At 69.5% G+C, this 25,424-nt stretch carries 24 protein-coding genes and 1 tRNA gene; 15 read left to right on the top strand and 10 right to left on the bottom strand.

The genetic code is table 11. The features are described 5' to 3' along the window. Positions 1-10: 10 nt before the first annotated feature. From FMM06_RS13260 to FMM06_RS13270, 3 genes are read left to right on the top strand one after another with little or no spacing between them, the layout of a single operon-like run. Positions 11-1,309 (top strand): hypothetical protein, encoded by a 1,299-nt coding sequence (locus tag FMM06_RS13260; RefSeq protein WP_144237858.1) that lies wholly within the window; start codon positions 11-13, stop codon positions 1,307-1,309. Positions 1,310-1,324: 15 nt separating this feature from the next. After that, a complete protein-coding gene (locus FMM06_RS13265) occupies positions 1,325-1,795 on the top strand; it encodes a putative periplasmic lipoprotein (protein ID WP_144237859.1) in 471 nt (156 codons plus the stop codon). Between the two features lie 14 nt (positions 1,796-1,809). Continuing rightward, a complete protein-coding gene (locus FMM06_RS13270; protein ID WP_144237860.1) occupies positions 1,810-2,661 on the top strand; it encodes a hypothetical protein in 852 nt (283 codons plus the stop codon). Here the strand turns inward: FMM06_RS13270 and FMM06_RS13275 are convergent, their stop codons facing one another. The 3 genes from FMM06_RS13275 to FMM06_RS13285 all read right to left on the bottom strand — a co-directional run bounded on the left by FMM06_RS13275 (position 2,662) and on the right by FMM06_RS13285 (position 6,311). Beyond that, complete coding sequence (locus FMM06_RS13275) at positions 2,662-3,996, bottom strand: SPOR domain-containing protein (RefSeq protein WP_144237861.1); 1,335 nt, start codon at positions 3,994-3,996, stop codon at positions 2,662-2,664. Between the two features lie 7 nt (positions 3,997-4,003). Further along, positions 4,004-5,203, bottom strand: coding sequence for a dihydroorotase (locus FMM06_RS13280; protein ID WP_144237862.1), 1,200 nt, complete (start codon positions 5,201-5,203; stop codon positions 4,004-4,006). A gap of 133 nt (positions 5,204-5,336) precedes the next feature. Beyond that, the gene (locus FMM06_RS13285; protein WP_144237863.1) at positions 5,337-6,311 is read right to left on the bottom strand and encodes an aspartate carbamoyltransferase catalytic subunit; all 975 of its coding nucleotides are present in this window, start codon (positions 6,309-6,311) and stop codon (positions 5,337-5,339) included. A gap of 220 nt (positions 6,312-6,531) precedes the next feature. On the opposite strand from FMM06_RS13285, the gene FMM06_RS13290 reads away from it, so the two are divergent. The 3 genes from FMM06_RS13290 (at position 6,532) to FMM06_RS13300 (ending at position 7,494) form a co-directional block, all read left to right on the top strand. Then, positions 6,532-6,738 carry a cold-shock protein gene (locus tag FMM06_RS13290; protein ID WP_144237864.1) on the top strand — a complete coding sequence of 69 codons (207 nt, stop codon included), beginning with the start codon at positions 6,532-6,534 and terminating at the stop codon, positions 6,736-6,738. Positions 6,739-6,747: 9 nt separating this feature from the next. Next, positions 6,748-7,008: a translation initiation factor IF-1 gene (gene infA / locus FMM06_RS13295; RefSeq protein WP_144237865.1), complete on the top strand. Its 261-nt coding sequence runs from the start codon at positions 6,748-6,750 to the stop codon at positions 7,006-7,008. A gap of 216 nt (positions 7,009-7,224) precedes the next feature. Further along, a complete protein-coding gene (locus FMM06_RS13300; RefSeq protein ID WP_144237866.1) occupies positions 7,225-7,494 on the top strand; it encodes a hypothetical protein in 270 nt (89 codons plus the stop codon). 16 nt (positions 7,495-7,510) lie between these two features. On the opposite strand, the gene FMM06_RS13305 is transcribed toward FMM06_RS13300, so the two are convergent. The 4 genes from FMM06_RS13305 to FMM06_RS13320 form a co-directional block, all read right to left on the bottom strand. Beyond that, positions 7,511-7,864: a hypothetical protein gene (locus FMM06_RS13305; protein WP_144237867.1), complete on the bottom strand. Its 354-nt coding sequence runs from the start codon at positions 7,862-7,864 to the stop codon at positions 7,511-7,513. Continuing rightward, entirely contained in the window at positions 7,861-9,738 is a 1,878-nt protein-coding gene (locus FMM06_RS13310; RefSeq protein ID WP_144237868.1) for a flavin-containing monooxygenase, read from the bottom strand. Before FMM06_RS13310 ends, FMM06_RS13305 begins: the two co-directional genes overlap by 4 nt. 55 nt (positions 9,739-9,793) lie before the next feature. Next, positions 9,794-10,159 (bottom strand): hypothetical protein, encoded by a 366-nt coding sequence (locus FMM06_RS13315; RefSeq protein ID WP_144237869.1) that lies wholly within the window; start codon positions 10,157-10,159, stop codon positions 9,794-9,796. Between the two features lie 197 nt (positions 10,160-10,356). After that, positions 10,357-11,220, bottom strand: a complete 864-nt coding sequence (locus FMM06_RS13320; RefSeq protein WP_144237870.1) for an alpha/beta hydrolase — start codon at positions 11,218-11,220, stop codon at positions 10,357-10,359. A 70-nt stretch (positions 11,221-11,290) separates the two neighbouring features. Here FMM06_RS13320 and FMM06_RS13325 point away from each other — a divergent pair, with 70 nt between their 5' ends. Further along, on the top strand, positions 11,291-12,586 hold the full coding sequence (locus FMM06_RS13325) for a M20/M25/M40 family metallo-hydrolase (protein ID WP_144237871.1): 1,296 nt from the start codon (positions 11,291-11,293) through the stop codon (positions 12,584-12,586). 46 nt (positions 12,587-12,632) lie between these two features. On the opposite strand, the gene FMM06_RS13330 is transcribed toward FMM06_RS13325, so the two are convergent. The 3 genes from FMM06_RS13330 to FMM06_RS13340 are packed head-to-tail and all read right to left on the bottom strand — an operon-like array spanning position 12,633 to position 14,337. Next, entirely contained in the window at positions 12,633-12,806 is a 174-nt protein-coding gene (locus FMM06_RS13330; RefSeq protein ID WP_144237872.1) for a Trm112 family protein, read from the bottom strand. After that, a complete protein-coding gene (locus FMM06_RS13335; protein WP_144237873.1) occupies positions 12,803-13,441 on the bottom strand; it encodes an LON peptidase substrate-binding domain-containing protein in 639 nt (212 codons plus the stop codon). The genes FMM06_RS13330 and FMM06_RS13335 overlap by 4 nt, the downstream gene beginning before the upstream one ends. Then, complete coding sequence (locus FMM06_RS13340; protein WP_235889312.1) at positions 13,438-14,337, bottom strand: tetratricopeptide repeat protein; 900 nt, start codon at positions 14,335-14,337, stop codon at positions 13,438-13,440. Before FMM06_RS13340 ends, FMM06_RS13335 begins: the two co-directional genes overlap by 4 nt. Before the next feature lie 144 nt (positions 14,338-14,481). Between FMM06_RS13340 and FMM06_RS13345 the strand changes: the two genes are divergently transcribed. The 8 genes from FMM06_RS13345 to FMM06_RS13380 all read left to right on the top strand — a co-directional run bounded on the left by FMM06_RS13345 (position 14,482) and on the right by FMM06_RS13380 (position 25,358). After that, positions 14,482-14,556: transfer RNA gene (locus tag FMM06_RS13345), tRNA-Gly, on the top strand. Positions 14,557-15,076: 520 nt separating this feature from the next. Beyond that, a complete protein-coding gene (locus FMM06_RS13350) occupies positions 15,077-16,363 on the top strand; it encodes an MFS transporter (protein ID WP_207790289.1) in 1,287 nt (428 codons plus the stop codon). 119 nt (positions 16,364-16,482) lie between these two features. Beyond that, the gene (locus tag FMM06_RS13355) at positions 16,483-17,499 is read left to right on the top strand and encodes a quinone-dependent dihydroorotate dehydrogenase (RefSeq protein WP_144237876.1); all 1,017 of its coding nucleotides are present in this window, start codon (positions 16,483-16,485) and stop codon (positions 17,497-17,499) included. Then, positions 17,496-17,933, top strand: a complete 438-nt coding sequence (locus tag FMM06_RS13360; protein WP_144237877.1) for a GNAT family acetyltransferase — start codon at positions 17,496-17,498, stop codon at positions 17,931-17,933. The genes FMM06_RS13355 and FMM06_RS13360 overlap by 4 nt, the downstream gene beginning before the upstream one ends. 10 nt (positions 17,934-17,943) lie before the next feature. Then, a complete protein-coding gene (locus tag FMM06_RS13365; RefSeq protein ID WP_144237878.1) occupies positions 17,944-19,620 on the top strand; it encodes a gamma-glutamyltransferase family protein in 1,677 nt (558 codons plus the stop codon). A gap of 27 nt (positions 19,621-19,647) precedes the next feature. Further along, the gene (locus FMM06_RS13370; protein WP_144237879.1) at positions 19,648-21,453 is read left to right on the top strand and encodes an AMP-dependent synthetase/ligase; all 1,806 of its coding nucleotides are present in this window, start codon (positions 19,648-19,650) and stop codon (positions 21,451-21,453) included. 104 nt (positions 21,454-21,557) lie between these two features. After that, the gene (locus tag FMM06_RS13375) at positions 21,558-22,325 is read left to right on the top strand and encodes a PEPxxWA-CTERM sorting domain-containing protein (protein ID WP_144237880.1); all 768 of its coding nucleotides are present in this window, start codon (positions 21,558-21,560) and stop codon (positions 22,323-22,325) included. Positions 22,326-22,472: 147 nt separating this feature from the next. Beyond that, entirely contained in the window at positions 22,473-25,358 is a 2,886-nt protein-coding gene (locus FMM06_RS13380; protein WP_328591558.1) for a TonB-dependent receptor domain-containing protein, read from the top strand. Positions 25,359-25,424 lie beyond the last annotated feature (66 nt).

The raw sequence follows: 25,424 nt of genomic DNA on the forward strand, positions 1-25,424 counted from the left end.
CCTGATGATCGTGAAATTCCTGACTCGCGCGTCGACCGCGCTGACGCTGACGGTCGCGCTGACACCGGTTACCGCCGCGCCCAAGGAAGCCTATCCGGCCGAGGAGCTGGAGAGCTTCGCAGCCGCACGCCACGAACCGCTGCGCCCCTATTACAAGGCGCTGTACGCCGGCGGCGAGCGCAACTCGGTGCTTAACCTGTCACGCCTCGGCTTGGCGGCGATGGAAGTCGGGCAGTGGAGCGATGCGGAGCGCGCCTTCGACGCTGCCCTGCTGCGCATCGAATCGGTCTACGCCAAGAACAAGCAGGCAGAGGCGGCACGGTCGCTGTGGCACAAGGAATCGAACAAGGACTGGAAGGGCGAGCCCTATGAGCGCGCCATGGCGTATTACTACCGCGGCCTGCTGTACCTGCGCGCCGGCGACTACAACAATGCCCGCGCCAGCTTCAAGGGCGCCGAGTTCCAGGACACGGTGTCGGAAGCCGAGGAGTTCCAGAGCGATTTCGCGCTGATGAACTATCTGATGGGCTGGTCGACGATGTGCGCCGGGGACAATGGCAGCGCCGATTTCGACGCTGCGATCGCCGCCGAAAAAGGCCTGTCGGCACCCGCGAAGGACGACAACGTGCTGATGATCGCCGAGCTGGGCCACGGCCCCGTCAAGGCACGCGCGCCGTCGCAGAAGGAGAAGCTCGTCTTCCAGCCCGCCGAGGGCTACCCCGAGACCGGCGCGATCTTCACGCTGGCGCCTGCCAAGGGAAGCCCGCGCAAGCTCGACGGCCGCGTCGCGAGCAGCGTCTATTACCAGGCGACGACCCGCGGCGGCCGCGCGATGGACGGCATCCTGAACGGCAAGGCGGAGTTCAAGAACACCACCGGCGCGATCGGCAATGCCGCGATGCGCGCCGGCCTTCAGCAGGGCGGTGAGGCCGGCATGTACATGGCGGCGGCGGGCGCGATCTTCTCGCTCTTCTCGTCGGCGGCCAAGATCGACGCCGATATCCGCCAGTGGGACAGCCTGCCCGACTCGGTCGCGCTGTCGACCGCCAAGGCCGACGGCCCGTTCACCGCGACGGTCAACTACATCAGCGCCAACGGCACCATCGACCTGCCGCCGACCGGCATGATGCAGGCGACCAAGGGCAAGTGCTCGATCGTCTGGACGCGGGCGCGCACCGCGCTGACCACTCCCGACACGCCCGGCGACGACGCCCGCGTGCGCGCCGCCGTGGCGCGCAAGAAGGATGCGATCGCCAAGGATCGCCTGTTTCGTTCGTCGATGATCTCGACCTTCGCCCCCGTGCAATGACTGGAGTGAGCTGACATGCTGCGTCCCCTGACCCTCGCGCTCCTTGCCGTGACGACCGCGGCGCCGGCGCTCGCCACCGAGAACAAGACGGTGAGCTGCCGGACCTATATGGCGCGCTGGGCGGGATCGTCCGGGGGGCCGGCGCTGGTCGCCAACGTGCCGTCGTCGATGACGCCGATCGACCTCAACGCCGTGCTGTTCACCGACAAGAAGCTGGGCCGCAAGATGATCGTCGAGGGGCTTTTCGCGCAGCGCACGCCGATGAACGGGCTGCGCGTCATGGCGCGGCTGGTCAACTGCTCGAAGGAAAAGCTGGTCGTCCAGCTGCGCTCCAACTTCATGGACGCCAACCAGCTGCCGACCGAGGCCGCTTCGGCGTGGAAGACCGTGTATCTCAGCCCCAAGGCGACCGCGGTCTATGAGGAGAACTCGATCGGCCGTGCGCAGGTCGGGGCCTATCTGATCGAACTGCGTCCCGAATCCTGAGCGGAGCCCGACCCATGCGCCTGTTGCTCACCCTGTTCGCCGCCGGGCTCGCCACCGCGAGCCATGCGCAGCGCGTCGACGACAGCGCCGCACCCGGGCTGTACCGCGATGGCCCCCAGGTCCTGACCCCCGCACCGCCGCCGCCCCCGCCGGGCGTCGTCGCCGCAGGCAACTTCCGCGCCGTCTACGGCCGCGTCGGGCGGCCCCGGATGCTGGTGTTCTGGAACCGGACGTTCAGCGACGAGGTGACGTCGAACTATCGCGACAATCTGCGCGCCGAAGCGACGACGAGCAGCAGCGCGAGCGGTGCCACGGTCGCGCGCCGCGGCTGGAATTCGGCCTCGGTCGGGTCGGCCGCCGAGAGCAGCAGCCGCTCGACGCTCGACGTCTCGACCGGCACCGACCGCGTCGACCAGGGGCGCTACAATCCGCTGGGCGAGGATGTCGACTTCGCGGTCGAGGCGGCCTTCGCCGAAACCCTCGCCGCCAACGGCGCGCGGCTGATCGACCGCAGCCTCGCGATGCGCACCGCGCGCGGCGCGCGCGGTGCCGGCAGCCGCCCCAACATGCAGGCGATCGAGACCGAGGCCGCGACCAGCCGCGCCGACCTGCTCGTCGAGGTGCTGCAGACCCCCGCCCCCGGCACGCCGACCGGCGCGTCGTTCAAGGTCACGGTCAAGGATATCCGCCAGGCGCGCGTGCTCGCCGCCTTCACGACCTCGGGCCGCCAGCCCTACGTCAAGCCGCCGCTGGTCGCGGGGCCGGGCGGTTTCGTGCGCGCTGCGGCGCCCGGTACGTCGCCGTCGGGCGTCGGGCGCGAGATCGCCAACCAGACGATGGCGGCACTGGCGCGGTCGCTGCGCTGATCAGCCCTGCGTGACGAAGCAGGCGCGGCCGGCGAACGCCAGCTTGGCGCAGACGTCGCTCGCCGCCGCCTTGCTCGCGAACGGCCCGAGCTGAACCTTCACCACCGGGCCCGACGGCTCGAAGATTGGCTTGGCCTTGCCGATCGCCGAACCCTGCGCGGTCTTGACCGAGGTCCAGGCGGCATCGGCCTGCTTCTGCGACGAAAAGGCCCCGAGCTGAACGCGCCAGTCGCGCGCGCGCGGCACGTCGGGCTTGGCGACCGAGGCGGGCGGCTTGGGCGACGGCTCGGCACGCGCCGTGACGGTGGCGGGCGGCTTGGGCGTCGGCTCGGCGCGCGCGGTGACCGTGGCCGGGGGCCTGGGTGACGGATCGGCCTGCGCAGTGGTGGTCGGCATGGGCGACGGCGCAGCGGCGATCGCAGCGGGACGCGGCGGGGTGGTGCTCGCGGGGAGCGGCGTCGGGCGCGGGGGCGTCGTGGTCGCTGCGACGACGGGAGGACGCGCCGGGGTCGTTGCCGGCGTCGCGGCAGCGGTTTGCGCAGGGATATCAGCCGGCCGGGGCGGACCCACCACGACGGGCGGACGCGTCGTGACCACCGGCGGCGTCGCGCGCACCGTCGCGGCGGACGGGACTGCCGCGGTCTGCACCGGCGGCGTCACGCGCGGCGTGGCAGGCGGCGGGACCGTGGCGGTCTGGACCGGCGGCGTCGGCGTCTTCAGCACGTCGGCGCGGCGCGGTGCGGCGGGCTTCGCATTCCCCGCTGCCGCGAGCGCGGTCGGCACGCCGGCACCGCTGGCGAGGCTGGCGGCCACCGCCTGCCCCGCGGTCACCGCCTCGGGCGTCAGTGCGGGCTCGATGGTGACCAGCGCGGTCGCCGCCTGCGGCAGCTTCGCCTCGCGCGCGCGCAGCAGATAGCCGTACGCGACGCCCTGGTTTCGCGGGGCGCCGTCGCCGTTGTACAGCGCGATGCCATAAACGTACTGCGCGCGCGCCTCGCCCCGATCGGCCGCAGTCTTGAGCCACCGCAGGCTCTCGGCCTTCTCGCCCGCCTGGAACAAGGTGATGCCGAGGTTGGCCTGCGCGGGCAGGTGCCCCTTGGCTGCGGCCTTGCGGTAATAGTCGCGCGCGATCGCCTGGTCGCGCGTTACGCCACGGCCCAGCTTGTACGCCTGGCCCATGTTGAACAGCGCGTCGGGCACGCCCTGCGCGGCATAGGGAAGCCACGCCGCGACCGCCCCGGCATCGTCGCCGGCACGCCAGCGTTCGACGCCCGTCTGAACCGTGGCGGGCCCGGCGGTCGTGGTGGCGGCAGCAAGAGCAAGCAGGGTCAGCATGTTGTGGTCATAAGCTCCATACGATGTCGCCACCCTTAACCGTCATGGTCACGCGCCCCTCGACCGCCATCGCGTCGAACGGCGTGTTGCCGGCGCTCGCCACCGAGGCGTCGGCATCGATGCGCCAGCTGGCGTGTGGGTCGAAGACGATCAGGTCGGCAGGCGCGCCCGGCGCGATGCGGCCGCCCGGCAGGCCGAAGATCCGCGCCGGGGTCGCGGTCATCGCCGCCAGCACCGCGTCGATGCTCATCGCGCCGTCGTGCGCGAGGATCAGCGCGAGGGGCAGTAGCGTCTCCGCCCCCGTCATGCCGGGCAGCGCGTCGGCGAACGGCAGGCGCTTGTCCTCCTGGCTGCGCGGGTCGTGGCCGCTCGCGATGACGTCGATCGTGCCGTCCGCGAGCCCCGCGATCACGGCACGCCGGTCGTCGTCGTGGCGCAGCGGCGGTGAGGCGCGCGCGAAGGTGCGGTAACCGGTGACCGACTGCTCGTTGAGCAGGAAATGCACCGGCGTCACGCCGCAGGTGACCGCCAGCCCGCGCGCCTTGGCGGCGCGGACGAGGTCGATGCTCTCGGCGGTCGTCACCTGGCGGATGTGGAGGCGGCAACCGGTCGCCTCGGCCAGCCGCAGGTCGCGCGCGACGCCCAGCGCCTCGGCAAAGGCAGGCGCGGCCGCCAACCCCATGCGCGTCGCGAACTCGCCCGTGGTCGCGACCGCGTCGCCGGTCAGCGCGGCATCCTCGGCGTGGCTGACCACCACCATGTCGAACCCGCTGGCGTACTGCATCAGCCGGTGCATGACACCGGTGTCGGCGATGCTGCTGCGCCCCGTCGCGCAGCCGACCGCACCCGCGGCGGCGCACAGCCCGATCTCGGCGAGCTCGACACCTTCCAGCCCGCGTGTCGCGGCGGCAAGCGGATGGACCCACACGTCGGGCTTGCCGATGCGCTGCGCGAACTCGATCAGCGCGGGGTCGTCGAGCGGCGGGTTGCGGTCGGGCATCAGCACGACGCGCGTGATCCCGCCTGCGAGGCACGCCGCCGCATCGGCGGCGAAGACGCCCGCGTCGATCAGGCCGGGGGCGAGGTGTCTCCCTGCGCAGTCGATCACCCGCGCATCGCCGGGAACGGGACCGCCGACCGCCGCGATCAGCCGGTCGCGGACGACGACAACGTCGTGGTTTGCGGCGTTGACGAAGGCGAGGGTCATCTTCCCCTGCCCTCCAAATCTTCGTCATGCTGGCGAACGCCAGCACCCACGGTCGCGCAAGCGCCGACCGACCTGTTTCGCACCACCATGGGTGCTGGCGTTCGCCAGCATGACGTCGTCGGGGGTTCGGTCCTTACCACCCCGCCACCCCGCGCTGGTTGCGCGTCAGCACGTCGAGACACGCCATGCGCACCGCGACCCCCATCTCGACCTGCTCGGTCACCCCCGAGCGGACGATGTCGTCCGCGACCGCGCTGTCGATCTCGACCCCGCGGTTCATCGGGCCGGGGTGCATGACGAGCACGTCGGCCTTCGCATGCTTCAGCCGGTCGGCGGTCAGCCCGTAGAAGCGGAAATACTCGCGGGGGCTGGGCACATAGCCGCCCGTCATCCGCTCGCGCTGCAGGCGGAGCATCATCACCACGTCGGCGTCCGCCAGCCCCTCGTCCATCGAGGTGAAGCAGTCGACGACGAGCCGGTCGACGGCATCGCCGAGCAAAGTCGGTGGCGCCACCGCGCGGACCTTCGCCCCCAGCGACCCGAGCAGCGCGAAGTTCGACCGGGCGACGCGCGAGTGCAGGATGTCGCCGCAGATCGCGACGGTCAGCCCTTCGATCCGCCCCTTGCGACGCCGAATGGTCAGCGCGTCGAGCAGCGCCTGCGTCGGATGCTCGTGCCGCCCGTCGCCGGCGTTGAGGACCGGGCAATCGACCTTTTCGGATATCAACTGCACCGCACCGCTCGCGCCGTGGCGGATGACCAGCGCCTGCGGGTGCATGGCGTTCAGCGTCAGCGCGGTGTCGAGCAGAGTCTCGCCCTTCTTCACCGACGACGCGCCGACGGTCATGTTGACCACGTCGGCGCCCAGCCTTTTGCCTGCGATCTCGAAGCTCAGCAGGGTCCGGGTCGAGTTCTCGAAGAAGGCGTTGATGATCGTACAGCCGCGCAGGATATCCGAGCGCTTCGCCCGACCGATCCAGCCCTCCGCCTCGTCGAGCAGCCACACCGCCTCCCACGGCGCGAGGCCGGCGACGCCGAGCAGATGGCGGTGCGGGAACGGATGCGCGCCGGTCGACGGGTCGACGATGGATGGTGCGGCGGCAGTCATTAAAGTCTGCGTGTACCCTGTGAGAACGGAACGGCCAAGCACGGGCGGGCGCGTGCGCCGCACGGCTCGGCCTTGCGTTTGGCGGGCTTTCCGTCCATATCGCGGGTTGCCGACGGTGCCTCACCCGACGAGGCGCTGTTACGGCCCCTATTTCGTTGAAGCGCTGCCGGTGTTCGCCTCGGATGTTCCGGGCGGACTGTCGAGACTAAGGACGTTACGTATGGCGGTAGGCACCGTGAAGTTTTTCAACACCACCAAGGGCTATGGCTTCATCGCCCCGGACGGCGCGTCGAAGGACGTGTTCGTGCACATCAGCGCCGTTGAGCGCGCCGGCCTGGACGGCCTGAACGAGGGCCAGAAGGTCAAGTTCGACGTCGAGAACGACCGCCAGGGCCGCGCCTCGGCGATCAACCTGTCGCTGGCTTAAGAGCCGCCTGTGGCGAAAGAAGAAGCCCTAAAGGTCGAAGGCGTCATCGCGGAAATCCTGCCTGACGGCCGGTTCCGCGTGAAGCTGGAGAACGACCACGAGATCATCGCCTACACGGCGGGCAAGATGCGCAAGAACCGCATCCGCTCGATCGTCGGCGACCGGGTACACGTCGAAATGACGCCCTATGATCTCGACAAGGGCCGCATCGTCTTCCGCGAGAAGACCGCCCCGATGCCGATGAACCAGCGGCGGTTTTTCCGCCGCTGACGGCACTGACCGGACGATAAATGGCGCCGTGAATGCTCTTCGCATTCGCGGCGCCATTTTCGTATGCGGGCAAGCCCGGCCGGCGGAGCGGCGGGACCTCCGCCTCCCGTCCGACGTGCGGCTTTGCCGTGACGCACTTGCCTTGGCGCCCCCCTCGTAGCACTTTCGTCGCCGGGCTTACCGGGGCAGGCAATGCGGCAACTCTATGCGTCAGCGATGAGGAACGGGGCCCAGATCCTGTTTGCGCTCAGCGCTCTCATATTTCTGATCGTACTTGGTCAGGCGTTGCTGAGCCTCAGATTTCCCATGGTCGCCGGGCAATCGTTCGAAAGCCAGCCGGTCGGAGGGCTGATGTTCCTGACTTCGCTGCTGAGCGCGCTGAGCTCAGCCGTGCTGCCATTTTTCGGCGCCCTGGTCATCGACCGCTGGGACCACCGTGATCGCGAGCGCAGTCGCGTCGAGACAATTGCCGACACCGCCAGCTAGGCTGGCCGCGACACCCTTACCTCCCTGCCGCCGCCATCTCGTCGAGCCAGCGCTGCGCCAACTTCGGCTCGCCCAGCGCATTTGCCGACGAGCCTGCGCAAATTTCAAGCAGCTGGCGATGCGGTTCAAACGCCTCGCTTACACCAATTCGCTTGCGCGCCGCGGCAATCGCCTCGCCGATCGCCAGAAGTTCCACGACCTCCGGATCGACCAGCTGTCGGCGAGCGTGTTTGCCCAAGCCTTCAATCACTTTATCGTTGTGCCCGAACAGGCCCCACCGACCCGCCGCGCATCGACGTAGAGCGGTACTCAGTCGCTCGATGTATTCGGCCTCGAGCGCTTCGCAGTGATCCGTGAGCGAGGCCCTCACCGCACTTCAAACTCCTCGGCCCTCGGTGCCCGCGTCGCGTTCCAGTATTCGACCAGCGAGAACGGCCAGTTCTGGGCGACGCGCCCGCTCGCCGACTTGTACCAGCTCGACACGCCGTCGACCCCCCACGCCATCGTCGCGTTCGCGGAATCGACCTTGAGGTTGAACGCGTCGTGGACGTCGCGCTTCGGCGAGAGAGCCGTGCGCCCGCCGTCGATCAGCAGTTTCAGGCAGCCCATGATGTAGTTCACGCTCGCCTCGGAGAAGAACACGATCGAGCCGTTGACGACGATGTTGGTGTTCGGCCCGTACAGCATGAAGAAATTGGGAAAGCCCGGCACCGTCATGCCGAGATAGGCGCGTGCATCGCCGCCCCACGCGTCGTGCAGGTCCGCCCCGCCTTCGCCCGTCACGCGCATCGGCATGAGGAATTCCGACGCGTGGAAGCCGGTGGCGTAGATCAGCACGTCGGCCTCGACCAGCCGCCCGTTCGCCAGCCGCACCCCCGCAGGCTCGATGCCCGCTACCCCTTCGGTCACCAGCTCGACATTCGGACGCTTGAGCGCCGCCGCCCAGACGCCGTTGTCGACGAGCATGCGCTTGCCGCCCGGTGCATAGGCGGGGACCAGCTTCGCGAGCAGGTCGGGCCGGTCCTCGTACTGCGCGGCGAGCGCCATCTCCAGGAACCCGCGCAGCTCGGCATTGGCGGGGGAGATCGACCCCGGCGCCTCCCACCCGTCCTCGGCGGCGACGGCGGGCAGCAGGAACTCGGTCAGCGACCAGAAAAGCGCGAAGCGGTACCAGTTGGCGTAGAACGGGAGATGCTCGAGCAGCCAGTTCTTACCCGCCGCGACCGCGTCGTGGTAGAACGGCTGCGGCAGCAGCCACGGCGGCGTTCGCTGGAAGATGCTCAGGCTGCCGACCTCGCCCGCGATCTCGGGGACGATCTGGAAGGCGCTCGCCCCCGTCCCGATTACCGCGACGCGCTTGGCCTTGAGGTCGACCCCCTCGGGCCATTCCGCCGAGTGAAACGCCGGCCCCGCGAAGCTGCCGACCCCCGGCAGATCGGGCATCTTCGGCCGGTTGAGCTGCCCCACGGCGCTGACCACCGCCCGCGCGCGCAGCGTCTCGCCGCCCGACAGCGTGACCTGCCACGCCTCACCGTCCCACGCCGCACTCTCGACCCGCGTGCCGAAGCGGATGTGCGGCATCAGCCCGTGCTTTTCGGCGACGCGCGCGAAATAGCCCTGCAGCACCGGCGCGGTCGAGAAGCGGTACGGCCACTCGTGCGCGGGCTCGAACGAATAGCTATAGAGGTGGTTCGGCGTATCGACGCGGCAGCCCGGATAGCGGTTGGCGGTCCAGGTTCCCCCGACCTCGCCGCGTGCTTCGATGGTCGTGAACGGCACCCCTGCCTGCTTGCACGCGACGCCCATCAGCAGCCCCGACATGCCCGCGCCGACGATGACCACGGAAAAGTCGCCCGCCGCGCGCTCGATCGTCACGCGCGACGCCCCCGGCAGGCCGTCGAGGTGGAGTTCGTCGGTCAGGAACGCCTCGTAGGCGGCGGGGATCTCGGACCCGGCGACGTACGTCATCGCGGCGCGCACGGCCTCGGGTGAAGGCCGCAGCAGCGGCGGACAGCCGGCATCGCGCCAGCGCGTCACGAGGCCGAAGGCGAGATCGCGCGCGCGCGCCTGCTGGTCCAGGGGGATGCCGCCCTGCTCGTCGCCGATGCTCGTCATGTCGGCGACCGGCGGCTGGAAGCCCGCCAGATGCTCGGCCGATCCGGCGAAATGCACCAGCGCCGCCAGCAACGCGGGGACATGCGCATCGCGCAGCGCGGCACGCAATTCGGCGTCGGTGAAGGTCACGGCCACACTCCCCACGGCTTTTGCCGGGAAGCGTATCGTGTCGCCCGCAGGCTGACTAGGCGGCGCGGCGCCGCTTGAGCAGCGCGACCAGGCAGATCACGTCCAGCACGATGACCGGTGCGACCGCGATCGCCGCGGTCCACGCCGCGCCCGTCTTCGGCGCGCCGGGCAGCAGGCCGGGGGCGAGCGTCACGACATCGAGCGCATCGCCCGCGACCCGCGCGATGATACCGGGAAGCGGGTCGCTCGACGTCACGATCATCGCACCGGCAACGATCTCGCGCACGCCGTACGGACGGACCAGCCCTTGCGCCCCGTCGATGCCGAGCCCGTGCGCGAGCTTTGGCCCGGCGAGCAGCTCGCCCGCGCCAAGCACGAAGCTGAACCAGCCCAGGCCGCGTGCCACAGTGTCGATATTCATACACTTGTCCCGTTCTACAGGCGCGGTGAACGGGTGCGTGGTGGCGCTGTTCCGGAAAAGTTTCGCCCCTGCGGCCCTCCTACTGATCTGCGTCATGCTGGCGAACGCCAGCACCCATTGCGGGGCGCTCCCGATAGGATGAGCTTGCGCGACGGTGGGTGCTGGCGTTCGCCAGCATGACGTTCGCGAGAGAACGTTCAGAGCGTCCTGTCGAGAAACACCACCGCGTCGTTCAGCGCCGGGGCCTTGCCGCGGAATGGCTTGGACAGTGCCAGCACCAGCCCGACATGGCCGACGCCGGGATAGACACGCGTCTCGACCGTCGCGCCCTTCGCCCTGAGCGCGGCCGCGAGCGACGCCGAGTTGCGCGGCTGGACGACATCGTCGGCGTCGCCGGTCAGCAGCAGCGACGGCGGGGCGTCGGCGCGTGCGAAGGTGATCGGCTGCGTCGCGGCCGGGTCGGCGGGCCGCCCGAACGCCTTCTCCGCCGAGCCGCCCGGCGCGAAGGGGTAGAAGTCATACGGCCCCGCAAAGCCGACGAACGCCTTGACCGCGCCGGGCGCCCCGGCTCGCGCCAGCCATTGCGGGTCGAGCGCGACCATCGCGGCGACATGCGCGCCCGCCGAATGGCCGCTGACACCGATGCGCGCCGGGTCGCCGCCGTATTTCGCGATGTTCGCCCGCGTCCACGCGACCGCCGCGGCGCCGTCCTGCACGAAGCCCGGGAAGGGGTGTGGCGGCGACTTGCGGTAATCGGGCAGCACGACGACGAAGCCCCTGGCCGCAAACGCCTTCGCGACGAAGCCGTAATCCTCGCGGTTGCCGAAGCGCCAGCTGCCGCCGTACCAGAACACCAGCACGCGCGCGTTCTTCGCATTCTTCGGCACCCAGACGTCGAGCGTCTGCATCGGATCGGACCCGAATGCCGCGCCGTCGACGACCTTGGTCGCGCCGCCGTCGCCCGGCGTCAGGTCGTTGAGCGTCCTGAGCGCGTCGAGGTTCGAGCAGCCAGCCAGCAGCAGCGCGGCAAGGCTCCCGACGATCAATCCGCGTCGTGTCATGCTCACGCCTCCGCTTGCGCCCCCGCCCCGTCTAGCGCCACTATCGCTTACGTCCACAATAGGGTCACCGATGCGTTTCTTGATTATTGCCGCCCTTGCCGCCACCCCTGCGCTGGCGGCGCCGCCGCCGATATCGCAGGCCGAGCTGCGCGCCACGATCGAGCGGCTGGTCGGCTTCGGCACGCGCCATTCGGCGTCCGATACGACGTCGCCGACGCGCGGCATCGGCGCGGCGCGGGCCTATGCGGCGGCGCGCTTTGCAGAGATCGGCGCCAAGTGCGGCGGTTGCCTGACCATCGAGCAGCCGAGCGTCACCGTCACCGCGCCTCGCCTGCCCAAGCCCACGGCAATCGTCGACGTGCTCGCGATCCAGCGCGGCACCACCGACCCCGACCGCGTCGTCATCATCTCAGGACACATCGACAGCCGCAATTCGGACCCGCTCGACGCGGTCGGTGACGCGCCCGGCGCCAACGACGACGCCTCCGGCACCGCGGCGGTGATCGAGGCAGCGCGCGTGTTGTCCGGACAGAAATTCCCCGCGACCATCGTCTACGCGGTGCTGTCGGGCGAGGAACAGGGACTGCACGGCGGCAAGCTGCTCGCCGCGACCGCCAAGGCGAAGGGCTGGCGCGTCGAGGCGGTGCTCAACAACGACATCATCGGCAACTCGCGCGGCAGCGGCAGGGCGCGCGACGACAGGACGGTGCGCGTGTTCAGCGAGGGCACGCGCGCCACCGAAACCCCCGAACAGGCGAGCAAGCGCCGCTACAACGGCGGCGAGGTCGATTCGCCGGCCCGCAACCTCTCGCGCTTCGTCGCCGAGCGGGGCAAGGCCGCGGGCCTGAAGGTCGAGATGATCTACCGCACCGACCGCTACAGCCGCGGCGGCGACCAGGTGCCGATGCTCGAGGCGGGCATCCCCGCGGTGCGTATCACCGAGCGGCAGGAGCATTACGACCGCCAGCACCAGAATGTCCGCGTCGAGAACGGCCGCCGCTACGGCGACACGATCGACGGCGTCGACTTCGCCTACCTCGCCAAGGTGACGCGCCTCAACGTCGCCAGCCTCGCGGCACTGGCTACCGCCCCCGGGGTGCCGACCGGCGTGACCATCGAGGGCGCGGTGACGCCCGACACGATACTCAAGTGGCAGGCGGTGCCGGGGGCGGCGCGCTACACCGTGTGGTGGCGCCACACGACCTCGCCGACGTGGCAGTTCAGCCGCGACGCGGGCGCTGCGACGACCCTGACACTGAAGGGGATCGACATCGATTCGTGGTTCTTCGGGGTCGCCGCAGTCGGCGCGGACGGCGCGTCGAGCCCGGTGGTCTTCCCGGGCGAGGCGGGGGCGTTCGGGGGCTGAATGCCTGCTCGTCATCCCGGCGAAAGCCGGGATGACGACTTGAGAGCTAAGCGCTCAAGTCACGCGCCTCGTCGATCAGCATGACCGGGACGCCGTCGCGGATCGGGTAGGCGAGGCCGGCGCTCTCCGAGATCAGCTCCTGGGCGGCCTCGTCATAGCGCAGCGGCATTCGCGACGACGGGCAGACGAGGATTTCCAGCAGGCGCACGTCGAGGCTCATTGCAGGCGGGCCGCGGTGTCGCCCTGCGCGAAGGTCATCAGCGCGGTCAGCGTCGCGGCGCGCGCCGGCAGGTCGTCGGCCTCGAGCAGCGCCTGCTTCTCGATCGGCTCGAACGGGCACACGGCGCTCAGCGTCGTGATCAGCGATTCGTCGTCGGCGCCCGCTACCGCCTCCCAGTCGGCGCTGAGCCCCTGGTCGTCGAGATAGGTGCGCAGGCGCGCCTCCAGCTCGGCGCGCGATGCCGCGGCGACGGCGCGCGGCTCGTCACGGTCGGCGGCGAAGCGGTCGTAGTCGGGGACGATCTGGCGATAGCGCGTCGTCACGTCGAGTTCGCGGACGATGCCGAAGCGCGTCACGCCGGTCAGTGCGACGATGATCCGCCCGTCGCCGGTCTCGCGATAATCGCTGATCCGCCCGACGCAGCCGACGGCGTGGAGCGGCGACGGGTCGATGTCGCTGTCGCGCGGCTGAACGATGCCGATCGCCTTCGTGCCCTTCATCGCGTCGCGGAACATCGCGAGGTAACGCGGTTCGAAGATGTTGAGCGGCAGTACGCCGCGCGGCAGCAGGAGCGCGCCGGTCAGCGGGAACACCGGCAGGGCATTCGGCAGGGTCAGGTCGTCGTCATCGGTCATGTGAACAACAGGTTCCTCAACTTCGCCCGCTGCGTCACCACCCAGGGATCGCCGAGGCCGACCGCCTCGAACAGCTTGAGCAGGCGGGCACGCGCCGCTCGCTCGTTCCATTCGGGGTCGCGCGCCACGATGTCGAGGAGCGCCGTCGCCGCACCGTCGCGGTCGCCGCCCGCCAGCAACGAGTTCGCGAGCTCGAAGCGCGCCTCGTGATCGTCGGGATTCGCGGCGAGGCGGGCACGCAGCGCGGCATCGTCACCGACGGGGCCGGCATCCTGCGCGAGCGTCAGCGCGGCGCGCGCCTGGGCGACAGCGGCGTCCTTCGTATCGGCAGGCACCGCGGCGAGCGCGGCGGCGGCACCTTCGGTATCGCCCAGCGCGAGCAGGCTGCGCGCGAGGCCCGCGGCGAGGTCATGCCGGTCGGGCAGCTCGGCGACGAGGGCCGCGAACATCTCGGCCGCCTCCGCCGCTGCACCGTCATCGAGCGCAGCCTGCGCGGCCTGGGCCAGCGCCTCGAGCTCGGCCGCACCGTCGGGGGCCGCAGCAGGGACGGCAGCGAGCAGCCGGTCGATGAACGCCTTCAGCTCGCGCTCACCGAGCGCGCCCTGAAAGCCGTCGACCGGCGCGCCGTTCAGGAAGGCATAGACCGTCGGGATCGACTGAATGCGGAATTGCGCGGCGAGACCCTGGTTCTTGTCGACGTCGATCTTCACCAGCGCGACGCGCGGGGCATAGCTCGCGACGACACGCTCGAGCAGCGGGGTCAGCGTCTTGCACGGTCCGCACCATTCGGCCCAGAAATCGACGAGGATGAGGGCGGTCATCGACGCCTCGACGACGTCGCGGCGGAACGCCTCGATACTGGCTTTTTCGGTGGCGGCGGTGGCGAGGCTCGGCACGCGGACTCCTGGGGCTTCTGCTGCGGTACCACCCATATGGGGCGGGGGGCGCTCTACTGCCAACCCGCGAATTAGGGGTTGCGCCGCCGCGGACCCCCCGCTAAGTCACCGCCTCCCAGCCGGGGTTCGCCCCGGTTTGCCCGAGCGGGCGTAGCTCAGGGGTAGAGCACGACCTTGCCAAGGTCGGGGTCGAGGGTTCGAATCCCTTCGCCCGCTCCATTTTCTTCAACCTTCAGGCGACGAGCCCCCGATATTTTATCGGGAGCTTCGCATGGGGGTTCGATTCCCTTAGAATGCGCCTGCTCTCTGGCCCACATCCCGACTTCATCGATCGCGGTCGTCGATCACAATTCGGGGTGAAGAGGAGGTACTATGCCAACGACAGAAACCAGCCGAATTGAGGTCAAGTTTCTGCTTCGGGAAGTCTGCAAGATCTTTGATGAGGCATATCCTGCAGTTCATTGCGCCAGAATCAGCTCCCATGCTGGCGAAATTGGGAACTGGGCGGCGAGCCTATGCTGTCACGGCGAAATGGCGCATTTTGCAGATTTTCAGGAAGCGATCGAGGTGGTTCGCAGCGCGTACCCGGTTATTCGGTCGGATGATTTTGCATCGTAAGAACTAAGTGACGGGGCTTAAGCGCTCATATGATCTCCGCAATTCCCTGAACACCTCGCGATTTTGCTTTCACATTTTTGTCATCCCGGCGATTGCCAGCACAAGAATGGGAATGGGGTGGATGGCAGAACAAAACTCGACGCGGCGCGTGCTGCTCGCCAGCCTGACCGGCACGGCGGTCGAGTTCTACGACTTCTACATCTACGCGACCGCCGCCAGCCTGGTCTTCGGCCCGCTGTTCTTCCCTGCCTCGTCGTCGTCGGCGCAGTTGCTCGCGGCGTACGCGAGTTTCGGGCTGGCGTTCGTCGCGCGGCCGCTGGGCGCCGTGGTGTTCGGCCATTTCGGCGACCGCGTCGGGCGCAAGTCGACCTTGGTCGCGTCGCTGCTGCTGATGGGCGGGTCGACGACGCTGATCGCCTTCCTGCCGACGCATGCGCAGGTCGGCTGGATCGCGCCGCTGCTGCTCTGTGTGCTGCGCTTCGGTCAGGGCCTGGGGCTCGGCGGCGAGTGGGGCGGCGCGGTGCTGCTGGCGGTCGAGAATGCACCACCGGGGTGGAAGGGCCGCTTCGGCATGGTGCCGCAGCTCGGTGCGCCGATCGGCTTCATCCTCGCGAACGGCTTCTTCCTGATCCTCGACCTCGTGCTGACGCCCGAGCAGTTCATGGCCTGGGGCTGGCGCATCCCCTTCCTCGCGAGCGCTTTGCTCGTCGGCCTTGGCCTGTGGGTGCGCCTCAAGCTGCACGAGACGCCGGCCTTTGCCGCGGTGCTCGCGGACGGTCCGCCCGAGCGCGCGCCGTTCGCTGCGGTTCTGCGCGATCACTGGCGGCCGACGCTGGCGGGCACCTGCGCGGTCATCGCGTGCTTCGCGATCTATTACCTCAGCACCGCCTTCGCGCTCGGCTGGGGGACGACAGAGCTCGGCTATGCGCGCACCGACTTCCTGCTCGTCCAGCTCGGCGCGATCCTGTTCATGGGGGTCGGCATCGTTGCGGCGGGCTGGCTGTCGGACGTCTGGGACCCGCGCCGGGTGCTGATCGGCGGCTGCCTCGGCGGGATCGTCGCGGGCGCGTGCCTCGCGCCGCTGCTCGGGTCGGGGTCGCTGGTGCAGGTGTTCGTCTTCCTCTCGCTGGCGCTGCTCGTCATGGGCTTCGTCTACGGGCCGCTGGGCGCCTGGCTGCCCGGGCTGTTCCCGGCGCGTGTGCGCTACACGGGCGCGTCGGCGGCGTTCAACGTCGGCGGCGTGCTGGGCGGCGCGCTGACGCCGATCGTCGCGCAGGGCCTCGCGGCAGAGGGCGGGCTGTGGCCGGTCGGGCTCTACATGATGGCAGCGGCGGCGATCAGCCTGGTCGCGCTGGCGGTGGCCCAAAAATACGGCCCGGACAGTCGCCTGTCCGGGCCGATGAAGTAAGGATGCACTGCAGCGGCTGGTGCCGGCCGCGGCGCTCCTTTCGGGTCGCAGGGGGTGAATAGGCCCTTGGCTGCCGCGCCGATTGTATGAAAACGACAAAAGCGCCACACCCTGCCCGCATGTTCTCCGCCCTCCGCCCGCTGCTGTTCAAGCTCGATGCCGAAACCGCGCACGGCCTGACGATCGCCGCGCTGCAGGGCGGGCTGGGCCCGCGCGCCGCCGCCGACGATCCCATTCTGCGGACCGCCGTGGCGGGGCTCGACCTGCCCAACCCGATCGGCCTCGCGGCGGGGTTCGACAAGAATGCGCAGGTGCCCGACGCGATGCTGAGGCTGGGCTTCGGCTTCGTCGAGGTCGGCACGGTGACCCCGGTGGCACAGGCCGGCAACCCGCGCCCGCGCATCTTCCGCCTGCCCGAGGTCAGCGGTGTCATCAACCGGCTGGGGTTCAACAACCAGGGGCTGGAGGCGGCGATCGTCCGCCTGCGCGCGCGGCGCCCGCGGCCCGGCGTCGTCGGGGTCAATCTGGGGGCGAACAAGGACAGCGTCGACCGCGCCGCGGACTATGTCACCGGTGTCAGGGCGGCGGCACCGCTGGCGAGCTATCTGACGATCAACATCTCCTCGCCCAACACGCCGGGGCTGCGTGCGCTGCAGGACGCCGCAGCGCTGAACGACCTGATCGCGCGCGTCGTCGCGGCGCGCGGTAGCATCGCGGTGCCGCTGTTCGTCAAGGTCGCGCCCGATCTTGTTGCGGCCGACATCGACGATGTCGCGCGCGCCTGCATCGACGGGGGCATCGACGGGCTGATCGTCTCCAACACCACGCTGGCGCGCGACGGCGTGAGCAGTGCCGAGGCCGGGGGATTGTCCGGACAACCCTTGTTCGACCGCTCGACCGAGGTGCTGCGCGCCTTCCGTACCGCGACCGGCGGCACCCTGCCCCTGATTGGGGTCGGCGGTGTCGGCACCGGCGCGCAGGCCTATGCCAAGCTGCGCGCCGGGGCGAGCGCGGTGCAGCTGTATACCGCGCTGGTCTTCGAAGGGCCGGGGCTGGTCGCGCGGATCAAGACCGACCTTGCTGCGCTGCTGCGCCGCGACGGGTTCGGGTCCGTCGCCGAGGCGGTCGGCGCATGATCGCGACGCTGACCGAGGCGGAGATCGCCGCCACCGTCGCTCTGATCGCCGGCGCAGGCCTCAGCCGGCCGTGGAACGACACCGCCGCGGACCTACGGCTCGCACTCGCGGCGCCGTCGTCGACGGTCTTCGTCGCGCACCAGGGCAACGATTTGGCGGGGTGCGTGATGACGGGCTGCGACGGGCATCGCGGCTGGGTCTATTATCTCGCAGTCGCCGACAGCGCGCGCGGCGCCAGTCTCGGGCGGGCGCTAATGCAGCAGGCCGAGGCATGGTGCGCAGCGCAAGGGGTGCCGCGCCTCAACCTGATGGTCCGCGCCGACAATATCGCGGCAACGGAGTTCTATGCGCGGCTCGGCTACCGGACGTCGGACGTCGTCGTCCTCCAGCGCGACCTGACGTCCGGCAGTGACGCGGCCGAACCGCACCGCTAAGGTCTTGCTCATGAACAAATACATCCTGTTGGCTCTGCTCGTGGCGTCGCCGCTTGCCGCGCGGGCGCCCGATGCGCCGCTGACCGCCGTCGTCTCCGCCGCCGATCCGCGCGCCGCCGAAGCGGGGGTCGCGATGCTGCGCGCAGGTGGCAGTGCCGCCGACGCCGCCGCGGCGACGATGCTCGCGCTGACCGTCGTCGAGCCGCAGTCGTCGGGCATCGGCGGCGGCGGGCTGCTGCTGTTCCAGCCGCCCAAGGGCAAGCTGGTTGCGCTCGACGGACGCGAGATCGCGCCTGCGGTCGCGACGCCGCGCCAGTTCATCGGGCCCGACGGCAAGCCGCTCGGTGGCAACGACGCCCAGACCGGTGGGCTCAGCGTCGGCGTACCCGGCAATATCGCGCTGATCGCCGAGCTGCACCGCCGCGGCGGCCGCCTGCCCTGGGCGGCGCTGTTCGAGCCCGCGATCAAGCTGTCGCAGGGCTTCACCACCAGCGGGCGGCTGGCGCAATTCAGCGGCTATACGTCGAGCGGGCTGAGCTTCGGCGCAGGCGGTGCGGCGTCGCTGTACATGAAGGACGGCAAGCCGCTGCCGGCGGGCACACTCTTCGCCAACCCGGCGCTGGAGGCGACATTGCGCGCCCTCGCGGCGGGCGGCCCCCAGGCCTTCTATGCCGGCCCGATCGGCGCGCAGGTCGTCGCCGTGGTCAACGGTGCGGCGGCGCGACCGACCGCGATGACGATGGCCGACCTCGCGGCCTACCGCGTCCGCGAGCGCGCAGCCGTTTGCGGGACGTACCGCAGCTACAAGATCTGCGGCATGGGCCCCCCGGGGTCGGGCGGCATTGGCGTGCTGCAGATGCTGAAGCAGATCGAGGGGCATGACCTCGCGAAGCTGGGGCAGAATAATCCCGTGACCTGGCATTTGTTCGCCGAGAGCCAGCGCCTCGCCTTCGCCGACCGCGACATGTGGGTCGGCGACGCCGATTTCGTGAAGGTGCCCGTCGCCGGGCTGATCTCACCCGCCTATGTTCGCGCCCGCGGCAGGCTGATCCGCACCGACGCGCGCATGGCGACCGTCGCCGCCGGCATGCCGGCAGGCGCGCCGAAGCGTATCGCGGCGAACGACAACGACGTGCCCGGCACCTCGCATTTCTCGGTCGCGGACGCGCGCGGCGGGGTCGTCACCTACACCTCGACGGTCGAGCGGCCATTCGGGTCGGGGCTGCTGGCGGGCGGCTTCGTGCTCAACAACGAGCTCACCGATTTCAACTTCGTTCCCGTGAAGGACGGCGCGCTGACCGCCAACGCCGTCGCGCCGGGCAAGCGGCCGCGCTCGTCGATGTCGCCGACGCTGGTCTATGACCGGCGCGGTAAGGTCGTGCTGGCGATCGGTGCGGCGGGCGGCTCGACGATCCTCGCGCAGGTCGCCAAGGCGATCATCGGCGTCGTCGACTTCAAGCTGCCGGTGGAGCAGGCGATCGCTCTCCCGCAGGTTTATGCGATCGGCGACCGGTTCGCGGTCGAGGCGGGGTCGAACCTCGAGGCGATGATCCCGGCGTTCACCGCGCTCGGCCACAAGCCGACGAGTTCGTCGCTGCCGCTCAAGGCGAACGGCGTCGAGCGGGCAGGTGCGGGCTGGCGCGGGGGCGCCGATCCGCGCAGTGAAGGACAAGCTGCGGGCCTATAACCGCGGATCAGCGTTGGGGAGCGCATGATGGCCGAGAGTTTCGCATCACAGATCGACCGTTGGCCCAGCCTGACGGCGATGTTCTTCGACCAGGCGCGGGCAAGGGGCGACGGCCCCTTCCTGTGGCGCAAGACCGCGGGCGCGTGGCAATCGATCAGCTATGCCGACGCCGCGCGCACCATCGCCAGCCTGGCGGATGCACTGATCGCACTCGGCATCGCCCCCGGCGACCGCGTCATGCTGGTCAGCGAGAATCGTCCCGAATGGTGCATCGCCGACCATGCCATCATGGCGGCGGGCGCTGTCACCGTGCCGGCGTACGTGACCAATACCGAGGCCGACCATCTTCACATCCTGGAGGACAGCGGCGCGCGCCTTGCGATCGTCTCGACCGCCAAGCTGGCCGCGACGCTGCTCCCCGCGATCTACAACGCCAAGGGCTGCACCGCGGTCATCGGCATGGAAAAGCTGCGCGCAGGCCCTGAGAGCGATGTCGCGCTGCACGACTGGGCGACGCTGATCGCCGCGCACCCGCCGCAGGTCGAGGCGGTCGCCGCGCGCCAGACCGCACAGCGCGGCGACCTCGCGTGCCTGATCTACACCAGCGGCACCGGCGGCCGCCCGCGTGGCGTGCGCCAGCACCACGGCGCGATCATGCGCAACATCGCGGGCGCTGCCGCGGTGGTCGACGAGGATTTCGTCCGCGATCCCTCGGGCGAGCTGTTCCTGTCGTTTCTGCCGCTCAGCCATGCGTACGAGCATACCGCCGGGCAGTTCATGCCGATCGGCATGGGCGGGCAGATCGCCTACGCCGAATCCCTCGAAAAGCTCGCGGCGAACATCGAGGAGATGCGTCCGACGCTGATGGTCGTCGTGCCGCGCCTGTTCGAGGTGCTGCGCACGCGCATCGCCAAGGCGATCGAGAAGCAGGGCGGCATCGCGGTCGTGCTGTTCAACCGGGCGCTGCGGCTGGGGCGCAAACGCTACGAAGGCACGCTCGCGGTCTGGGAGCGGCCCGTCGACGCGCTGCTCGACCGCACCGTGCGCGCCAAGATCAAGGCGCGCTTCGGCGGCCGCCTGAAGGCGATGATCGCCGGCGGCGCACCGCTCAACCCCGAAGTCGGCATCTTCTTCGAGGCGCTCGGCGTCACGCTGCTGCAGGGCTACGGCCAGACCGAGGCGGGGCCGGTGATCAGCTGCAACCGCCCGTCCGCCGGCATCAAGATGCACAGCGTCGGGCCGCCGCTCGGCGGGGTCGAGGTGCGCATCGCCGAGGACGGCGAGATCCTGGTGCGCGGCGAGCTCGTCATGCACGGCTATTGGCGGAACGAGGCGGAGACCGCGAAGGCGCTGCAAGGCGGCTGGCTCCACACCGGCGACATCGGCAAGCTCGACGAGGACGGTCATCTGGTCATCACCGACCGCAAGAAGGACATCATCGTCAACGACAAGGGCGACAACGTCGCGCCCCAGCGCGTCGAGGGCATGCTGACGCTGCAACCCGAGATCGCGCAGGCGATGGTGATCGGCGACAAGCGCCCCTACCTCGTCGGCGTCGTCGTCGCCGATCCCGAATGGGCGGCGTGCTGGGCCAAGGACCAGGGCCTGCCCGTCGCCACCGCCGAGAAGGAGCCCGAGTTCCGCAAGGCGCTGATGGCGGCGGTCGACCGGGTCAATGCGCGCGTCTCGGCGACCGAGAAGGTCCGCCGCATCATCGTCGCCGATGCGCCCTTCACCGTCGAGAACGAGCAGATGACGCCGAGCCTGAAAATCCGGCGGCACGTGTTGAAGGCGGTGTACGGCGAGCGGCTCGACAGACTTTACGCGGGATGATCGAAGTTTTCGGGAAAGTTAATTGCGACTGACGCGGGAGTGTCACGGCGCGGTCATCGCCGCCGCCCAAGAAGCGGTGCGTTAACCGTAGCTTGGAGCCTCACATGATCACCATTCGCCTGATTTCGCTTGGCCTGTTCGCCTGCGCGACGCTCGCCGCATCGAACGCCGCCGCCGTCACGCTGAACACGAACACCTACACGCAGAACTTCAACGGGCTCGCCAGCAGCGGCACCGGCAACGTCAGCGCGATCGGCTGGCTGAGCGCCGAGACCGGCGCCAACGCCAATGCAACCTATACCGCCGGCACCGGCTCGTCGAACACCGGCGACACCTTCAGCTTCGGCACCAATGCCGACCGCGCGCTGGGCGGCCTGCGCAGCGGCAACCTGATCCCGCTGTTCGGCGCGCAGTTCACCAACAACCTCGGCCGCACGATCACCGCGTTCGACATTGCCTTCACCGGTGAGCTGTACCGCCTGGGCACCGCCAACCGCGGTGCCGACACGCTGGCCTTCCAATACTCGACCGATGCAACGAGCCTGACCACCGGCATCTACACCGGCGTCGCGGCGCTGAACTTCACGACGCCGAACCTGACCGGCACGATCGGCGTGCGCAACGGCAACCTGGCCGCCAACCAGACCGCGCTGTCGGCGTCGATCATCGGCCTGACGCTGGCGCAGGGGCAGAGCCTGTTCATCCGCTTCGTCGACACCGACGTCACGGGCGCCGACGACGGCCTGGCGATCGACGACTTCAGCCTGTCGGCGACCACCGCCGTCCCCGAGCCCGCGACCTGGGCGCTGATGATCGCCGGCTTCGGCCTGGTCGGCCTCGCCAAGCGCCGCACCCGCGTCGTCGCAGCCTGAATGACGGCAGCCCCGTGCCGGTCCGGCCGGCACGGGCTGTTGCCTGATGAACACAGTTTGCGGCAATCCTGCACACGTTAACCGTCGCGCAATTGTCATCTTCCGAACCGCGGCCGAAACATCTCCCTGACGGCAGGGAGATTTTTCATGACCATACGCGCGGCACTGCTTTTCTCGGCGACGGCGCTCGCGCTGCCGCAGATCGTCGCCGCACAGGCGGTTTCGGTCGGCCCCGATGCCGCCGTCGCGGCCGATGCGACCGCCGCCGATGACGGCGAGATGATCGTCGTCACCGGTTCGCGCATCCGCCGCGATCCGCTGAGCCAGGACTCACCCGTCGTCGTGGTCGACCAGTCGGCGATCCAGCAGACCGGCCTGTCGGCAATCGCCGACGTGCTGCAGCGCCTGCCCAGCGCGTCGGGCGGCCTCAACACCAAGGTCAACAACTCCGGCAACATCGGCAACCCGCCCGATGGCGGCGGGGTCGGCGCGGGCTCGGCCGAGATCGACCTGCGCTACCTGGGGGCCAAGCGCACGCTGGTGCTCGTCGACGGCCTGCGCTTCGTCAACGGGTCGAGCGCGAGCGGCATCCCGTCGACCGTCGACCTCAACACCATCCCCGTCGGCTCGATCGAGCGCATCGAGGTGCTCCAGTCGGGCCAGTCGCCGCTGTACGGGTCCGACGCGCTGGCGGGCGTGGTCAACATCATCACCAAGGCGACGCAGGAGGGGCTGCAGGCCTCGGCGCAGTTCGGCACCTTCCGCGCCGGCGACGGGCATACGCAGGATTATAATGTCAGCTACGGCATCAAGGGGCCAACGACCAGCGTCGTGTTCGGCGCGAGCTATGTGAAGCAGGAGGCGGTGCGGACCGCCGACCGCGACATCTCGCAATTCCCCAACCCCGGCCAGACGAGCTGCAGCGACGCAATCGGCGGGTGCAGCAGCGCGACGCTGGGCGGCTTCATCTCGGTGCTCGGCCTGCCGACGCTGACGCCCAAGACGGTGCTGGGCGGCCGCGGTCGGTTCGACATCACCAACCCGACCGGCCCGAACAGCGACTTCCGCGCGCTGGTTACCGAGGACCGCTTCAACTTCGCGCCGTTCAACTATTTCCTCACCCCCTCCGAGCGCTACGGCGCGTTCATCAGCGCGAAGCAGGAGCTGAGCAGCAGCACCAATTTCCGCGTCAAGGCGATCTACAACCGCCGCGAATCGCAGAACCAGGCGGCCTTCCTGCCGCTGTTCGTCGGCCCCGACGCGGGCAACGGCAATCTGCTCGACACCATCTCGATCGACGCGACCAACCCGTTCAACCCGTTCGGCGTGACGCTGTCGGCGGGCAAGCCGGGCGAAGCACCGGCGAACTATTCGACCGTCCGCCGCCGCCTCGTCGAGGCCGGGCAGCGCACCTATTCGCAGGCCGTCGACACGATGTCGGTGACCGCGGGCTTCGACGGGTCGTTCGATGTCGGCGACAAGAAATGGTACTGGGACGCCAATGCGGTGTTCGGCTGGAACGACGCCAAGCAGCTGTTCACCGGCAACGTCAACGCGCAGAAGCTGGGCCAGGCGCTCGGCCCGCTGGCGCTGTGCACCGGCGCGTGCGTGCCGTTCAACATCTTCGGCGGCGCCGGCTCGGTGACCCCTGCGATGCTCGCCTTCGTCACCTTCGACGAGCGCGCCCGCAGCACGCAGCGCCTGCAGGACTATACCGCCAACCTGAGCGGCGACGTATTCGAGCTGCCCGCGGGCCCGGTCGGCTTCGCGATCGGCTACGAGCACCGCTTCCAGCTCGGCTCCTTCACCCCCGACCCGATCATCGCGGCGGGGCTAGGGTCGGACATCCCCGCGCAGCCGGCGCGCGGCAGCTATAACTCGGACGAAGTCTATGCCGAGGTCCGCATCCCGCTGCTCAAGGAGACGCCGTTCTTCTACAGCCTCGAGGTCGACGGCGCGGTCCGCCACGCCAATTATTCGACCAGCGGCAGCAGCACGACCTACACCGGCAGCGCGCTATGGAAGCCGTTCCAGGACCTGCTGCTGCGCGGCTCCTATGCCGAGGGCTTCCGCGCCCCGAGCATCGGCGAACTGTTCGGCGCGGCGTCACGCGCCGATGCGCCGATCGACGATCCCTGCACCAATGTCCCGGGGTCGCCGTTCCAGACATCGTCGACGGTCCGCGCCAACTGCATCGCCAACGGCGTGCCCGCGAACGGCAGCTATCAGGAGCCGAACGGCGGCCAGCTGCCCGTCATCACCGGCGGCAACCGCGACCTGAAGCCCGAAACCTCGCGCACCTTCCTGTTCGGCGGCGTCTACAGCCCGCGCTGGGCGCGCGACAGCGGCTTCGCGAGCAGCCTGAGCATCGAGGTCAACTATTACGACATCAAGGTCGACGGCGCGATCGCGCCGATCGATGCGGCGATCACGCTGGCGCGCTGCGCCAACGCCGGCGACGCACTGAGCTGCGCGTCGGTGCAGCGAACCGCCAACGGCCTGATCTCGCGGATCAGTGGGCAGCTGCAGAATATCGGCGAGATCCGCACGCGCGGCTATGACCTGACGCTCAGCTACCGCTCCCCGACGACGGGTGCGGGGGCGTTCGGCCTGTCGCTGAACGGCAATTACCTGCAGAAGTACAGCGAGACTGTGCCCGCCGCGGTCGGCACCACGACGACGAGCTACCGCGGCCTGACGCGCGGCTTCCCCGACCAGTCCTACCCGAAGTTCAAGGGCACCGGCGTCGTCGACTGGTCGATCGGCGATGTCGCGGCGTCGTTCACCGCGCGCTACATCCACGATGTCGAGGAGTTCGACGGCAAGCAGCTCGACAGCCGCATCTACAGCGACATCCAGCTGAACTATTCGCCGTCGTTTGCCGACCGCCGCCTGCGCTTCACCGTCGGCGTCAATAACGTCTTCAACATCGACCCGCCGGCATGCTTCAGCTGCACCGGCCCGAACTACGACCCGACGACCTACGACGTCCCGGGGCAGTTCGGCTACCTGCGGATCTCGTACAAAATGTAGGCGGCGCGGGGCGGTTCAGGCCGCCCCCGTCAGCGACCGCGTTCCGACGACGGCGGCGGTGCAGGC

Origin of the sequence: Glacieibacterium frigidum (assembly GCF_007097155.1) — a bacterium.
GTDB lineage: Bacteria > Pseudomonadota > Alphaproteobacteria > Sphingomonadales > Sphingomonadaceae > Glacieibacterium > Glacieibacterium frigidum.